This is a genomic window from Streptococcus parasanguinis (genome assembly GCF_040908565.1).
In the GTDB taxonomy this organism is placed as follows: Bacteria; Bacillota; Bacilli; order Lactobacillales; family Streptococcaceae; genus Streptococcus; species Streptococcus parasanguinis_AC.
The window spans coordinates 22,538-35,852 of the sequence record NZ_JBDGEA010000021.1; the positions used below are offsets into that span (position 1 = coordinate 22,538).

The 13,315-nt window shown below is 37.0% G+C and carries 18 protein-coding genes; 5 read left to right on the forward strand and 13 right to left on the reverse strand.

The window, feature by feature from the left end:
- Positions 1-124: 124 nt before the first annotated feature.
- The 3 genes from AB5Y61_RS09460 to birA all read left to right on the forward strand — a co-directional run bounded on the left by AB5Y61_RS09460 (position 125) and on the right by birA (position 2,989).
- Positions 125-958, forward strand: a complete 834-nt coding sequence (locus tag AB5Y61_RS09460; protein WP_368403966.1) for an AraC family transcriptional regulator — start codon at positions 125-127, stop codon at positions 956-958.
- A 67-nt stretch (positions 959-1,025) separates the two neighbouring features.
- Positions 1,026-2,033 (forward strand): LacI family DNA-binding transcriptional regulator, encoded by a 1,008-nt coding sequence (locus tag AB5Y61_RS09465; RefSeq protein ID WP_368403967.1) that lies wholly within the window; start codon positions 1,026-1,028, stop codon positions 2,031-2,033.
- Positions 2,034-2,047: 14 nt separating this feature from the next.
- Positions 2,048-2,989 carry a bifunctional biotin--[acetyl-CoA-carboxylase] ligase/biotin operon repressor BirA gene (gene birA / locus AB5Y61_RS09470; protein WP_368403968.1) on the forward strand — a complete coding sequence of 314 codons (942 nt, stop codon included), beginning with the start codon at positions 2,048-2,050 and terminating at the stop codon, positions 2,987-2,989.
- Between the two features lie 472 nt (positions 2,990-3,461).
- Here the strand turns inward: birA and AB5Y61_RS09475 are convergent, their stop codons facing one another.
- The 4 genes from AB5Y61_RS09475 to AB5Y61_RS09490 all read right to left on the reverse strand — a co-directional run bounded on the left by AB5Y61_RS09475 (position 3,462) and on the right by AB5Y61_RS09490 (position 5,316).
- Positions 3,462-3,860 (reverse strand): hypothetical protein, encoded by a 399-nt coding sequence (locus AB5Y61_RS09475; protein ID WP_049472585.1) that lies wholly within the window; start codon positions 3,858-3,860, stop codon positions 3,462-3,464.
- 291 nt (positions 3,861-4,151) lie between these two features.
- Positions 4,152-4,514 (reverse strand): hypothetical protein, encoded by a 363-nt coding sequence (locus tag AB5Y61_RS09480; RefSeq protein WP_368403969.1) that lies wholly within the window; start codon positions 4,512-4,514, stop codon positions 4,152-4,154.
- Positions 4,515-4,712: 198 nt separating this feature from the next.
- Positions 4,713-4,916 carry a CsbD family protein gene (locus AB5Y61_RS09485; RefSeq protein WP_247919620.1) on the reverse strand — a complete coding sequence of 68 codons (204 nt, stop codon included), beginning with the start codon at positions 4,914-4,916 and terminating at the stop codon, positions 4,713-4,715.
- Between the two features lie 160 nt (positions 4,917-5,076).
- The gene (locus AB5Y61_RS09490) at positions 5,077-5,316 is read right to left on the reverse strand and encodes a GlsB/YeaQ/YmgE family stress response membrane protein (RefSeq protein WP_003007835.1); all 240 of its coding nucleotides are present in this window, start codon (positions 5,314-5,316) and stop codon (positions 5,077-5,079) included.
- 654 nt (positions 5,317-5,970) lie between these two features.
- Here AB5Y61_RS09490 and AB5Y61_RS09495 point away from each other — a divergent pair.
- Positions 5,971-6,459 carry a hypothetical protein gene (locus tag AB5Y61_RS09495; RefSeq protein ID WP_349977175.1) on the forward strand — a complete coding sequence of 163 codons (489 nt, stop codon included), beginning with the start codon at positions 5,971-5,973 and terminating at the stop codon, positions 6,457-6,459.
- A 59-nt stretch (positions 6,460-6,518) separates the two neighbouring features.
- Positions 6,519-6,800, forward strand: coding sequence for a Type 1 glutamine amidotransferase-like domain-containing protein (locus AB5Y61_RS09500; RefSeq protein WP_368403970.1), 282 nt, complete (start codon positions 6,519-6,521; stop codon positions 6,798-6,800).
- Here the strand turns inward: AB5Y61_RS09500 and AB5Y61_RS09505 are convergent.
- The 9 genes from AB5Y61_RS09505 to AB5Y61_RS09545 form a co-directional block, all read right to left on the reverse strand.
- The gene (locus AB5Y61_RS09505) at positions 6,758-7,297 is read right to left on the reverse strand and encodes a T6SS immunity protein Tdi1 domain-containing protein (protein ID WP_368403971.1); all 540 of its coding nucleotides are present in this window, start codon (positions 7,295-7,297) and stop codon (positions 6,758-6,760) included. The two genes, AB5Y61_RS09500 and AB5Y61_RS09505, sit on opposite strands and share 43 nt — an antisense overlap.
- Before the next feature lie 75 nt (positions 7,298-7,372).
- Complete coding sequence (locus tag AB5Y61_RS09510) at positions 7,373-8,083, reverse strand: hypothetical protein (RefSeq protein ID WP_368403972.1); 711 nt, start codon at positions 8,081-8,083, stop codon at positions 7,373-7,375.
- A gap of 162 nt (positions 8,084-8,245) precedes the next feature.
- Entirely contained in the window at positions 8,246-8,725 is a 480-nt protein-coding gene (locus AB5Y61_RS09515; protein WP_368403973.1) for a DUF6985 domain-containing protein, read from the reverse strand.
- 98 nt (positions 8,726-8,823) lie between these two features.
- The gene (locus tag AB5Y61_RS09520; protein ID WP_368403974.1) at positions 8,824-9,375 is read right to left on the reverse strand and encodes a hypothetical protein; all 552 of its coding nucleotides are present in this window, start codon (positions 9,373-9,375) and stop codon (positions 8,824-8,826) included.
- 99 nt (positions 9,376-9,474) lie between these two features.
- Positions 9,475-9,996: a hypothetical protein gene (locus tag AB5Y61_RS09525; RefSeq protein WP_368403975.1), complete on the reverse strand. Its 522-nt coding sequence runs from the start codon at positions 9,994-9,996 to the stop codon at positions 9,475-9,477.
- 65 nt (positions 9,997-10,061) lie between these two features.
- On the reverse strand, positions 10,062-10,592 hold the full coding sequence (locus AB5Y61_RS09530; protein WP_368403976.1) for a hypothetical protein: 531 nt from the start codon (positions 10,590-10,592) through the stop codon (positions 10,062-10,064).
- Between the two features lie 97 nt (positions 10,593-10,689).
- Positions 10,690-11,325: a TipC family immunity protein gene (locus AB5Y61_RS09535; RefSeq protein WP_368403977.1), complete on the reverse strand. Its 636-nt coding sequence runs from the start codon at positions 11,323-11,325 to the stop codon at positions 10,690-10,692.
- Between the two features lie 7 nt (positions 11,326-11,332).
- Positions 11,333-12,037: a hypothetical protein gene (locus AB5Y61_RS09540; RefSeq protein WP_368403978.1), complete on the reverse strand. Its 705-nt coding sequence runs from the start codon at positions 12,035-12,037 to the stop codon at positions 11,333-11,335.
- 255 nt (positions 12,038-12,292) lie between these two features.
- On the reverse strand, positions 12,293-13,168 hold the full coding sequence (locus AB5Y61_RS09545; RefSeq protein WP_368403979.1) for a beta-carotene 15,15'-monooxygenase: 876 nt from the start codon (positions 13,166-13,168) through the stop codon (positions 12,293-12,295).
- Between the last annotated feature and the right edge of the window lie 147 nt (positions 13,169-13,315).

A 13,315-nucleotide genomic window follows, 5' to 3' on the forward strand; every position in this document is an offset into this window, starting at 1 on the left:
TTTTTATATTTAGTTCCAATATTTTTCTTTTTTTCACATGTCTTTATTTTACCTGTTGTAAACGCTTTCGAAAATAGAATTTTGTTGGGCTTATATGGTAAAATGTTAGGTAGGAGGTTTACCTATGTTAGTCTTTTCAGAATACCAAACCGACACTATTGATCTAGCCCTTGATTTTTACGGCTACGAAGATTGCCCCAAGAATTATGAATTTGGTCCTAGCTTTCGAGACAATTTTGTTCTGCATTTTATCACCAAGGGAAAAGGTGTCTTTCACATCAATAAAAATGAAATCCATTTAGAAGCCGGGGATCTCTTCCTTCTCCCTAAAAATATGGTGACCTACTACCAGGCAGACGCAGAAGATCCTTGGTCCTACTACTGGATTGGGATTAGCGGCACCAAGGTGAGTGATTTCATGCGCTTTTCAACCTTACATGCCAAAGGCTTTCTAAAGAAAAATGAGGTGGACACAGAGCGGATCGGGCTGTTTATGGAGCAACTCGTCCACAAGGCAGAGGCTTCAAAGATGACCTCGCACTACCAACTCCACCTTCTCTCTCAGATTTATGAACTGCTATTTCTTATCAGTGAAGTGGCACCTGATAGCCATCGGAGCCATCCATCTCCAACCTATCAACTCTATCTGACTTGCAAGCATGTGATTGAGACGTATTACGCTAAAGAACATCTCAGTATTCAAGAGATCGCTGATGACCTCAATGTCCATCGCTCCTACCTAACAACTGTTTTTAAAGAGTTTCACCAAATCTCTCCCAAAGAATTCCTGCACTCGGTCCGCATGCAACGGGCCCAGCAGTTACTGACCAATACAGACGAAAGCATCAAGATCGTGGCTTACTCTGTTGGCTTTTCAGATCCCCTCTATTTTTCAAAGGCCTTTAAGGCCTATAGCCACCTGACTCCTAGCCAATATCGCAGCAAACATAAAATTTAGTAAAAATTTATTTCTTTTTACTAGTATTTAGAGTATACTGGAAGTAGAAATCAATAAAGGATGAACCATGGCAACGATTAAAGACATTGCAGAAAAAGCAGGCGTTTCTCAGGCAACGGTCTCTCGCGTCCTCAACCAGGATGCGACCTTATCGGTTGGTGAAGACACGCGAAGTCGGATTCTTCGCATCGCTGAGGACCTGCATTACCAAAAGAAAAGTCGCAAAACAGCGGCTCAACCAGTCGAAGATTCTCATAAAATCGTCATCTTTGAATGGTACACGCGCGAAGAAGAATTAGAGGACCTCTACTACTATGCCATTCGGATGGGCTTGGAGAAACAAGCCCAGGAATTAGGCTATGAGATCTTTCGTATCTTTAACAAGGACGATTGGTCTTTGATTCAGGAGGCAGACGGCATTATTGCTCTTGGGAAATTCAGTCCCAAGACCATTCAAGATCTAGAAAGCTACGGCAAACCCCTGATCTTTGTCGATAGCAATACCCTCTATCTGGGGCATTCTTGCGTGACGACAGATTTAGAAGATTCTGTTATCACCGCTCTCGAGCATTTTCTTGAGCATGGCCACAAGGAGATCGGACTCTTGGTTGGGCAAGAAGAGACCGCAGATGCGACACCGCTTCAGATGGATCCTCGTCAACGAGTCTTTCAACAGTTTCTCACGGAAAAAGGGCTTTATGAGGAGCGCTTTGTCGCTGTCGGTCAGTTCTCAACTGAGTCAGGCTATCAGATGATGGAGCAGCTGATTCAAGCACTGGGCGACGACTTACCAACTGCCTTTTTCATGGCCAGTGATGCCATAGCTGTTGGGGCCCTTCGGTCCCTTCAGGAGCACCAAATCGCTGTGCCTGATCGCGTCAGTCTCATTTCCTTCAATGATACCTCGATTGCTAAGTATGTCTTTCCTGCCCTCTCTACAGTGACCGTCTACACAGAAGAAATGGGCAAGCAAGCCATTCAGATGTTGCGGCAAGCCTTTCAAGGGAGTCAACCAAGTGTTCCCTGCATGGTCAAATTAGCCACCAAACTGACGATTCGAGACAGCAGTCGCTAGGAGGTCTTAGTCTTATGAAAACACACGAAATCCTCTTTCAAACCCTTTCTCAGGCAGATGATTATGTCAACGGGGAACAGTTGGCAAAAGAATTAGGCGTTTCCCGCACCTCCATCTGGAAGGCTATTCAGCGCCTGGAAAAAGATGGGGTCGTCATCGAATCCCTAAAAAAGAAGGGCTATAGACTGGTTTCAGGCGATATTCTGCTTCCTGAGGTCATCGCAAGCAATACCCAGTTGACCGTTACTTTGAATGAAGAATGTCATTCTACCCAATTGGACGCAAAATTAGGCATGGAAGCCCATAAAGAGGGCAGGGCTCTCTACCTGGCCAAATCCCAATCTGCTGGAAAGGGCCGCTTTGGTCGCGACTACTACTCTCCCAATCAAGGTGGCATCTATATGTCTCTTCATCTCAAGCCCCAACTCCCACCTGCGGAGCTCCCCCCTTATACCCTCATGGTCGCAGGAGCCATCTACAAGGCTATTAAAAACCTGACCCTGATCGATGTCGATATCAAATGGGTCAATGATATTTACTATCGCCATAAGAAAATTGGGGGAATCCTAACCGAAGCTATTACATCCATTGAGACTGGCCTTGTCACGGATGTCATTATCGGAGTCGGTCTCAATTTGGCTATCCCTACTTTTCCAGATGAGCTAAAAAATAAGGCTGGTTCCTTATTTGAAGGCCCTTGTCCCATCACCCGCAATGACCTCATCAGCGAGATTTGGAGGGAATTTCTTCATACGGATATCGATGAACTGGTCTACCTCTACAAAGAGCGCTCCCTGGTCTTAGGACGAATCGTTACTTTTGAGCAGAACCAACAGACTTATCAGGGCCTCGCTAAAGACATTTCCGATACCGGCCAACTCTTGGTCCAGTTAGAAAATCAAGAAGAAATCTGGCTCAATAGCGGAGAAATTTCCCTCAAGCAGTGGAATCTATAAAACAGAGCTCACAACTCAAAAAAGAGTCTGGGACAAAACGATGTCTCAGACTCGTTTGATTAAAATAAATCCACAGGAAAAGTAAATGCTCCTAGTAAAACATTATCTGCTCAAACTGTTTTATTACATTCTTGGGTATGTAATAAAACCAGCACAATCAAGAAGAGATTAATAATTAGTAATACAAGTATTTTATTATGTTTGATTTCCATAACTATATTATGGTCGGTCGCCTTCTTCTTATCAAGAGGTTTTGAAAAATAAAATTGTCAACATACTAATAACTAAATTTAGAGAGTGGGACAGAAATCGGTCATTCGTTAGAATTCGATTTCGTCGTCCCACCTCCGCACGGTTGAGTAGGGCTGTATAAGCTGATGAAATCAGCGCAGTAGAGCCCACTCAACCACTGCGTCTTACTCGATAATCCAAAGACAATTGAGAGGCCAGGACTTTTGTGTCCCAGCCTCATCTATTTTCTTATCTCACATAAATATTTCACATGACCAGGCTCATCAAATTCATTTTTCTCAATAGCATACGCCACATTTGTATCCTTATTGAGAAATAGTATCATAGAATATGGTGCCATGAAACTTGCTTTCTCTTTCAAGAACCAAGAATCAAAACACTGGTCTCCTTCGTACAACACGATTCTTTCATATTCATCTACATCATCACCTTCTGAAAGTCGTGCTCTTACTTCAAAATTAGCGCTGGGTTCTTTTCTCAAGATATCCCCAATCCAGTAAGTTGCTTGTTGAAGCGAATAGAAATCAGCAATCCCCCAACGGAAGTACTCTCCCATTTTTTCTTCTACAAATTCAAAATCTTCAGTGGTGTCCATATCTCTAAAACTTGTTATTCTCATATAGTATTCTCACTTTCTATTGATACAACTTGTTTCTATTTTACAGCAAGCAACAAGGCTAGCTTGTTATTTAAAGGATCTTTCTTAGTTGCAGTAATTTGATTCAAATCCTTATATAAATTTATTATATCAAATTTATGTAATTTTGTCAATTTTGTCAGATTTAGTACACACTAGGATAACTGAGAGTCAATTCTTGACCTAGGAGATACACAATATAAAAACGCTTAATACCTTTGTATAGGATAAGCGTTAAATGACAAGAGCAAAAGAAAAGATTAATTATTGTGGTCAATTTTCATCTAAATCCTTCAGTGCCTTCTTATAAGCCTCACTATCTTTCTTATAATAATCACGCTCTACACCAGAGATATCTACAGTAAAGACACCATCTTCATATATATAACTTGTTGTACGGTTTAACATTTGCGAGCCCATTAACTCAATTGTTTCATTCTTTCGATCAATTACAAAGTTGTCAGCAACACTACTATCAAGTATCCCTTTATTTCCTGAGATAGTAAATGCTCGTTCATTTCTAGATTCACTAACCCAATAATATTCCCCATCCAAAGTCTGATTTCTTTGATTAGAGCATGAAATTAAAGGCATACTCAAAATCGTTAAAAATAGTAGAATCAATATTTTATTCATTGTAATACCTCCTTAATTGTTTATGTTATAACAAAATACCATTACAGGAATACTACGAAAATATCTATGATAACAGCAATTTTTAAAAATGTCTGTTACAATAGCAAATTAATCTCACAAAATCAAAAACGCACTCTATTCTCCATAGTGGAGCTAATTAGAATGCGTCATTAGGGACTAAAAGATGACTATTATCAACTATTTATCGTCACCTTTAATCATATTTTTTACGCCTTCGATTGCTCCTTCAACAGCATCTTTTGCGTCTTCTGCGACTTCTTTAACTTTAGAAACTACTTTTTCAGCAGCTCCTTCTTTCTCTGTTTTCTTATCGCCAGTCAATTTACCGAATCCTTCTTTGACTGCGCCTTTTGCTTGATTGATTTTTTCTTCTGTAGACATACTATTACCTCCATCTGTAATTTATTTTATATCAACTGCATCTTTTACTTAGTTGCCTTTTTCTTCTGTGATTTCAAAATATGGAATCTTTTCACAAATAGAATCAAATCATAATCTTTTCCTGTTATAAAGATTATGATCTATTTTTGAAAAAAGAAATTTATTCCTTCTTCCCTAAGAAGAATGAAACTACACAAACAACAATGACAGCTCCCGCAATTGAAGGAAGCAATGCCATACCTGCTAAAGATGGCCCCCAAGTGCCCAAAAGGGATTGTCCAACTGATGAACCAATTAAACCTGCTAAAACATTAGCAATGATACCCATTGAACCACCTTTTTTAGTAATTCCTCCTGCAATGAGACCAATAAGGCCTCCTACAATAATAGACCATAGCATAATGGGCCACCTTTCTAAATCAAAGAATATTTATTTAAATATTATCTATCTCCATTGATTAATAATATTATCAATTTGGATTGATAAAATAAATAGTAGAATTTTAGCTAAAATCTTATTTCGGATATTTTTTCCAAAATATTTTTCTATGATTAATATAACTATAACCCTTTACCCAAACAAAGTCAACTAAAATGCTTGAGTATTTTTAAAAAGCATAAATATTCTTATACGACAATAAACCTTTATATAGTAAGATTGTTTGCGTTTTCACAACATTTTAATTTAGGTTAATTTATATATTCATTTGTTTATATATCTATAAAAGCGTGTTTATTTTTGTTTGTTTTCTATATTATTTGTTCTATCTCGTTCACCAACAAAATGAATAAAAAATTCACTTTATTATATTTTGTGTTTAATTTTAAGATGGTATATCAGTATCTATTCGATAGAAATTTGAGCTTTTTTAAAAAATTTTTTTAAAATACTATATTCTATAGAGAATTTTTTATAAAATTTGACGTATACTTTTATAAAATGTATAATATTTATATGTAAGCCTTTCCAAGTTAATTTGACTTTTAGCTTCCATTCCAAGAGTGTCTATTCATGACACTCTAATATTTTATTTAGAGAAATTTGGAGATTATTATGGATTTTAGAGAAATATTGGTTCAACCAGAGCATTCAAAATTAAGCAGCTTCAATACTCAACTTGAAGGTTTTGAAAAACTTTTTGGAGATAAGGACTTATTAGACATCCGAGAAGATTTAACCAAAATTAATAAAGATGAAGTCATCGCTCTTTGTTCAGAAATAAAAGGATATAAATCTGGCTTTCTGGATACATTATCTTTAATTGCTTCAGATTCTAATATAGAGAATTATAGGGATGTCTTTGAAGAGTTATGGACTGAATATGAATTTGATAATCGTATCGATGACTTACTTGCTCGTTACCCATATACAAACGTTGAAGAACGAATTGATTATAAATTGTTAGAAGAGTACGGAACAACCTCACGCGAAGAGGTAGCCAGAATGATTATCGAGGATTTAGATACTTCATCAGATGGAGAGGCTAAAAAACTATTCCTTCAAGAGTTTCTCTCTATGCAAAAGAGAGAAAATGATAACTAATAATCTTTAATATCTTCATTACCATTTTTTCAGTGTATTAAGAGGAAAAAGTTAATAACATGGCATTATTTTTGTGTTCAAATTTTTTAAAATCAGGTAAACTAATTAAGAAAAAGGTCGAAGGAAAAAATATACTCTTCATCCCTGCTGCTTCAATTGACGAAGAGTACAAAGGTTACGTAGACTCTGCCTGTCAATTATGGCAAGAGATGAACGCTAATGTTATTGATCTTGAGTTATCAGCAGCCTCATCTGATCAAACCAAAAGAAAACCACCTCGAAGGTGGTTCCTTTTTTATCAATCGTCCATCACTCCGCCTGTGAGTTGGTACATGAGATAAATGTGCTCCAGGACTTTGACTTTATCCATATGATCCACATCTTTAAAGCCTCCTAATGCCAGGAGCGGGACAAAACCAAAACATTGGTTATAAGACAGAGCACCATGTTTTGACACAGCTTGTCTATATAAATCAAGTTCAAAGTTATCAGTCACATATGAGTTATCTAAATACTGAAGGAAATATTTCAAGCTCTTTATAATAATGTCGCAGTCTTGAACGTTATATTTTACAATACCAACAAATTCATTCTCTTCCCAAGTAATAATATCTCCAAATGCTGTTACGAACATAGGAAAAGCGACGTCTCCTCTGAAATAACTATCTTGGAGAAGCTCTAGATAGTCATCTGGATTGATAACTTTTAGATAACCATCTAAAAAGGTTCCCAGACCATCTTCCTGCCAAATCTGTAGCAACTCAGCTGGGACTTGGTCCTTGTATTTTTCAATAACTTCTTGGGGCATGTCTGCCACTTTTATAAAGTTTTCTAGCATGTTTTCCTCTTTCTAGCCACTTAAGCTATAGCTTGTAGCTTGCCTCTTCCACGCCTACATAGCGCTACATTCTTTCTAAAAATCTAGTCCGATGATGATCCATTCATCGATGATATCCCAAAAGTTTAAATTTCCTTTGGGAAACTCTTTGGTGGACCAAAGATAAGCTCCTGTCTCCAGATCTTGGGTCAAATCAAGTACTACATAGGTCCCCATCCCGTTACTGAAAAAGTTATAGCAAGAGGTCAAATCCATCTCCAGCTGGTCTTCATATTCCCATTCAAAATCAGAAACTGGATCAATGACTTCCAAAGCATCTAATCCCATACTCTTACTAGTAAAATCATAAAAACCGTTATGAATTTTCGTATAGAAGTCAATAATACTATTATCAATCTTTTCTATCGGATTCTTTATCTTTTCTTTAAGTTCTTGTTCAGTTACTGGATTTTTCCCTTCATAGAAAAACTCCTGTTTAGTTTTGAAACCAAGAACGGTATATAAAATAGAATACTCTTCTCCAATTCTCATCAACTCAATGTCAGTCAGATTTGTTTGTAGATAAAGAATAGTATTGCTCAATTCCCTTGCAAGATATTTCTGCCATTCTCCTAAAACAACTGATTTTCTATCTTCCAAAGTATCGGCTAGAAATGCCGCTTTCCAATATTCTGGAATCGGTGCATTCAAAATCGTTGATTTGTCGGTTATAAACTCCACTTTCTTTTCAGATGATAGCGTGTATCGATTTAAAAATGCAATCTTCTCATTCATCCGTTGATCCATTTTATCCTCCGATTTAATTTCCTATTTACGTTTCACTCTGCCTCTAGTATACCATAAACTATATGTACCAGCTTTGATCAAGTCATAAAGAAAACTACCTCAGAGGTGGTTAGAGTAATCCGTTTTCTTCTTGAACTAGTCAGTTATAGGAGAAAGAAATATCTATAGAAGGATGTCTTGAGATCCAATCTCAGACAGAATACCATTGGTAAATTTTATCCCTACTCCGTTTTCCTTGTCCCAATCACAATCACATATAAAACCAAATTCTTCAACATGTTCATCAAAAGTCAAAGGGAACATAATTTGTTTGGGTGTCAACAGGGAATAAATTTGTTCCTCATCTCCAATTTTATCCAAAAAATATTGTTTTGCTCTGATATTGGTGTAACCCGAAACAATATCTGCTATTTCACTATTATAGTACGACACAATGGCAGTATTCGTTTCGTTGATAATTTCATCTAAGTGCTCTTTAAAAAAGATATATGCTCTTTCTTGATTGACTTCAAATTCTCCATCAGCATCTGCGTCAATATTCATTTCTAAGACAGACTTCTTACCAAAAATAGTTACCGTAATATCTTGTATCCAACCATAGTTATAGTTTATTTTTCCAAAAATTTGATGATTCAATTCCATTATTTACAACTTCTTATCTACAAACCTAATCTTTCTAGAACAACTGACACATTCAACCATAGAACTCCAAAAGTTCAAGTTCCCTTTTGGCTGTTCCTCTATTCACCTGTCACCTGCGCTTCAAATCTAATATCTCTGTCTGAAATATTCGTGATTTTTATTTGTTTTGAGTTTGGAATCTCAAATTCCCAAGATTCTTTAGATTGAAGAACGGCACCTTCTTTTGATAAATAGATACTATTATTTGGATCATTTTTGATTATTTTTGTTGGGATATTACTTGATGATGAGTAGGTTTCGCTAATTTCTTGCTTCAAAACATCATAATTCGTCCCTACAAGGTTTCCTTCTCCACGCTGCCACCATGAGGTTTTCCCAGATAATTCTAATTTCCCTCCAGAAATCTTAGATAGATATAATTTGGGGGAAAATTCTTTTTGTTTTGAGGTCGGAACTTTTAAAACTATGGAATCGCCTGGTTTCAAGGTGTAACTCGCATTTTTGAAATACAAATAAATATAATAGGAAAACACAATCGCTACAATTGCAACTACTCCAGAACATCCTAGATTCCATTTATTAAATTGTTCTCTTTTGTTTTTCACACGCACTGCTCCCTCATTCCTCCTCAGCAACTCAGATTGAGACATGTCACTAGTCTGCTCCAAGATCCTCTCTCCAAATATCCTTCATGGTCACATCACCCCTAATTTTTGGGCTAAAGCGACTAGAGTAGATGGAGGTCCAGTTTACTGATCCACCACTCGCGCTTTAAAGTGGGCTGGCTTATCGTCTACATTGGTGATGGTGATGGTGAATTTCTTATTATTCGTGACATCAAAAACTTTCTCGCCTATGAAGGTGATCACAATCCCATCTTCTACCAATTGAATATCCTGTTGATTGTTAGGAAGCTCCTTAGAACCACTTTCAGTATCACTTATCTTCACGACCTTTTGTCCTTCTACTTCAAATAACACATCACCAAATTGTTCAGACCAAACAGTCATTCCAGATAATTTGATTTTTTGATCATCCTTCTTTTCTAAAATCAATTCCGAATTATACTCCAACTGGTCCGTATTGGGATAAACTTTTAATGTAACACTTTGACCAGGCTGGAGGGTGTAGTTTCCATAAGTTAAAATCGAATAAACAAACCAGACTGCAAATGAAGCATATAAGAAGCCAATGATCTTTCGTGAACGTTTGCTTTTAAAACGACGTAAAAGTAAGACGAGAGAAATAATAAAAATCAGGGGTGTTATCATTTGTCTTCCTTTCTTGCAACTAGAACGAGGCACTTGTGGATCAACTGTTTATAATTTCTAAAAAGTTACCGATCCACCACTTGCGCTTTAAAGTGGGCCGGTTTATCGTCTACATTGGTGATGGTGATCTTGTAGGGCTTTCGTTCCGTCACCCCAAATACTTCCTCTACTTCCCCTTGAACCACTATTCCATCGTTTTCTAAATAGATGCCCTTACTTTTATCATTCGGTAAGTCTTTACGCTCTGTTTTGTCTTTTAAAAAAATGAGCTCCGTTATTGTTTGCTTTTCAACACTATAGACTATATTACTATCTTTCATCCCCCAACCTTTTCGACCGGACAATTTTAACTTCGTATCATCTAATTTTTTAAAATGGAGTTCCGAATTATACTCTAGCTGGTCCGTATTGGGATAAACTCTCAATTGAACACTTTGACCAGGCTGAAGGGTGTAGCTCCCATAAGTAAAAATCGAATAAACAAACCAAACCGCAAAGGAAGCATATAAGAAGCCAATGATCTTTCGTGAACGTTTGCTTTTAAAACGACGTAAAAATAAGACGAGAGAAATAATAAAAATCAGGGGTGTTATCATCTGTCTTCCTTTCTTGCAACTTGAATGGGTAGTCACACTTTAAGATTCATTTTTAAACTGTCATAAAAGCGATTCCTACTCTTTATGTACCTTCTATTTAATCTGCTCCAAGATCCTCTCTCCAAATATCCTTGACGGTCACATCGCCCCAATTCTTTGAGCTAAAACGACTGGAGTAGATTGAGGTCCAATCTTTCAGGACTTTATTGCGGAGTACGTCATCTGCTTCCTTGCGAATATCTCCAACAGTCTTTCCATGCTTCGCCAGAAAGGCATCTACTTGAGACTGGAGAAAATATCCTGAACTCTCATCATCATAGTACCACATAAATCGTTCTAAATGTTGATTGTTTACATTATAGATGTATTCAACATTAATAGTTGTCTCTGTATCTGGTATTCTCAAACGCATTTCTAGTTCAACCTCTGTCGTACCCTGAAAGTTAAAATAAAAATTATATCCTAGAGAATGAATAGTACTTGGTAAATCTACACTTTCGTAATAAATAGCGTATTTATACAAATCTTGGGATCCATTGTCGACGATTTTTAAACCTTTTAACTGATAAAAAGCTCTACCATTCCAGAGAAAAGTATAATTGTGATAATCACTTTCCTCATAATATATTTCATCAAAAATATTATGTATCCGTTGATGCTTATAGTACTGAAAACCAGCAAAAGATAGGCAAAAAACTATAAACAGTGAAATTAATAATCGTTTCTTCTTCATGTTCTCCCTATCTCTTCTTTTTAATCTGATAAAAAACAAAACTGACCGTAGCATCCAAAAGAATTGCATATCCAAAAATTCTTATGGTTGCTATGAGCCAACTTGGGCTATTTTCGGCATCTAAATTCAATAGTTTTAAAGACACTGCTAGAGTCAAAAATAAGACAACTTCTGTAGTCAAGCGGTGTTTGGCCTTTTTGAGATCTATGGTTTTCAAGAAGAACTGACTCTGATCTTCCTTCGGTCCTTCTTCCCAATAGGTCTTATCCTTACTTCTCAGATAAAGGAGATAGCCAACTTCAACGATTAATCTTGAAAAAGCTGAAGTAAAGACGATATTGCTCACAATCCCAAATGTTTGCACATAATAACCAGATAAACTAGCCAACCCTCCGCCTAACACAGTGATTCCGAAAATAATCCAGAGGGAGGATTTGCTATAGACACTAGAGGCGGCGATAGAGTTCCCAACAGTTCGTTTTTCTGAAAAACCTCGTCCTAATTGCTTTTTTAACCAGCTAACATTATAAACCGTCAAACTAAAAAATAAAACAGTGAAACTCAACCAATACATCAGCGAGTAGATCAGCGAATCTTTTAAAACCTCATTCGTTAAAATAGTGAGAATATAATCCATTAAAACTAATGAGAGATGGATCCCGTTGATCAGTACAAAGAGCATCACCGTACTCAAGAGTTGATGCTTGTACATGAATGGTTTGCTGAATGACATGATTTGACAGACCAGGATGAGCAATAGAAGGAGACATAGAAAAAGAAAAGGGACATTCGAAAAGGGATCTACTGTGAATTGCTCCTTGATAAAAAAGTATAGATGAGTCAGGTCGATGCTCCATACAAACAAACCAGCCCAGGCCAAACTCAACATTCTAACAGAAGCTCGCGTAGAACCTAGCGCTTGAAAATATTCCTTATTTAATGCTTCTGACTGACGGTTCATCTCCCACTACTCCTCTTCTAGCTGGCCACTTTTGATCAACTTTTTATAATAGGATTTGCTGTACCATTCGCGATCACTTATTCCCAGATATTCCTTGTATTCCATCGGATACTTATGGATATAATAGGCTTGCACAATGTGGGCATCGATGAGTAATACTACTAAATAAGCATATACAACAAACAAAACAATTAACAACAAGCCTAAAGGATAAAAATACCACAAAACTGGTAGCTTATTTACCAAATGATAAACTAGAGATACAGGAAAAAGAAGGGCCATCATTCCTAGTGTCATCAACAGGACTTTCTTCAGAATTGGCTTTGGTTCCTCATCATTCAATCGTCTCTTGAGATTCTGAATACTATTGACAATTATCCAGAAAAAGAGAGCTATTCCCACAATCAACTGAAGCCAGAACCCCAGCAGAGTATAGGCATCAAAGGCTACAGCACTTGCTAAGTAGAAGACTGCTAAAAATGCGGAAGTTCCCCATGGAAAATAGAGAGGGAAATAGGTAAAGACCTGACTGCTCAAGCGCTTTTTCGGCCAAAAAACTGGAATAGAAGCAAATAGATAGGTTAAGTAGAATAGCAGACTAACAGGTTTTAAAAATGCCGCCATAGATCGAATCAAAGCAGTTGAAGCATAAGATATATAATATACTTCACCTTCTAAACCGATGTTACTTGGCATATGAATGGATATAAAATATCCTATAACACCAAAAAAGATAAACATACAAAAAACAACTGTAAAGAGCCGATTAAGTTGGCCCATATGAATGGGATTTGGCATCCCTGCAGTCAGTGAAAACTTGCCACTGGTTACGATCTTCTTACTGTCTTCGAAGTCAGCTCCAAATAAACTGGTTCTTTTCATTCCTTACTCCTCAATTCCTTCATTACTCTGGATTTACTCCTCTTCTAGCTGGCCACTTTTGATCAACTTTTTGTAATAGGATTTGCTATACCATTCGCGGTCGCTAATTCCTAGATATTCCTTGTATTCCATCGGATACTTATGGAT

Excerpts from the sequence above, each read along its gene's own strand:
- AB5Y61_RS09460 (WP_368403966.1), top strand. The coding sequence starts at position 125 with ATGTTAGTCTTTTCAGAATACCAAACCGACACTATTGATCTAGCCCTT.
- AB5Y61_RS09465 (WP_368403967.1), top strand. The coding sequence starts at position 1,026 with ATGGCAACGATTAAAGACATTGCAGAAAAAGCAGGCGTTTCTCAGGCA.
- birA (WP_368403968.1), top strand. The coding sequence starts at position 2,048 with ATGAAAACACACGAAATCCTCTTTCAAACCCTTTCTCAGGCAGATGAT.
- AB5Y61_RS09475 (WP_049472585.1), bottom strand. The coding sequence starts at position 3,860 with ATGAGAATAACAAGTTTTAGAGATATGGACACCACTGAAGATTTTGAA.
- AB5Y61_RS09480 (WP_368403969.1), bottom strand. The coding sequence starts at position 4,514 with ATGAATAAAATATTGATTCTACTATTTTTAACGATTTTGAGTATGCCT.
- AB5Y61_RS09485 (WP_247919620.1), bottom strand. The coding sequence starts at position 4,916 with ATGTCTACAGAAGAAAAAATCAATCAAGCAAAAGGCGCAGTCAAAGAA.
- AB5Y61_RS09490 (WP_003007835.1), bottom strand. The coding sequence starts at position 5,316 with ATGCTATGGTCTATTATTGTAGGAGGCCTTATTGGTCTCATTGCAGGA.
- AB5Y61_RS09495 (WP_349977175.1), top strand. The coding sequence starts at position 5,971 with ATGGATTTTAGAGAAATATTGGTTCAACCAGAGCATTCAAAATTAAGC.
- AB5Y61_RS09500 (WP_368403970.1), top strand. The coding sequence starts at position 6,519 with ATGGCATTATTTTTGTGTTCAAATTTTTTAAAATCAGGTAAACTAATT.
- AB5Y61_RS09505 (WP_368403971.1), bottom strand. The coding sequence starts at position 7,297 with ATGCTAGAAAACTTTATAAAAGTGGCAGACATGCCCCAAGAAGTTATT.
- AB5Y61_RS09510 (WP_368403972.1), bottom strand. The coding sequence starts at position 8,083 with ATGGATCAACGGATGAATGAGAAGATTGCATTTTTAAATCGATACACG.
- AB5Y61_RS09515 (WP_368403973.1), bottom strand. The coding sequence starts at position 8,725 with ATGGAATTGAATCATCAAATTTTTGGAAAAATAAACTATAACTATGGT.
- AB5Y61_RS09520 (WP_368403974.1), bottom strand. The coding sequence starts at position 9,375 with ATGTCTCAATCTGAGTTGCTGAGGAGGAATGAGGGAGCAGTGCGTGTG.
- AB5Y61_RS09525 (WP_368403975.1), bottom strand. The coding sequence starts at position 9,996 with ATGATAACACCCCTGATTTTTATTATTTCTCTCGTCTTACTTTTACGT.
- AB5Y61_RS09530 (WP_368403976.1), bottom strand. The coding sequence starts at position 10,592 with ATGATAACACCCCTGATTTTTATTATTTCTCTCGTCTTATTTTTACGT.
- AB5Y61_RS09535 (WP_368403977.1), bottom strand. The coding sequence starts at position 11,325 with ATGAAGAAGAAACGATTATTAATTTCACTGTTTATAGTTTTTTGCCTA.
- AB5Y61_RS09540 (WP_368403978.1), bottom strand. The coding sequence starts at position 12,037 with ATGTACAAGCATCAACTCTTGAGTACGGTGATGCTCTTTGTACTGATC.
- AB5Y61_RS09545 (WP_368403979.1), bottom strand. The coding sequence starts at position 13,168 with ATGAAAAGAACCAGTTTATTTGGAGCTGACTTCGAAGACAGTAAGAAG.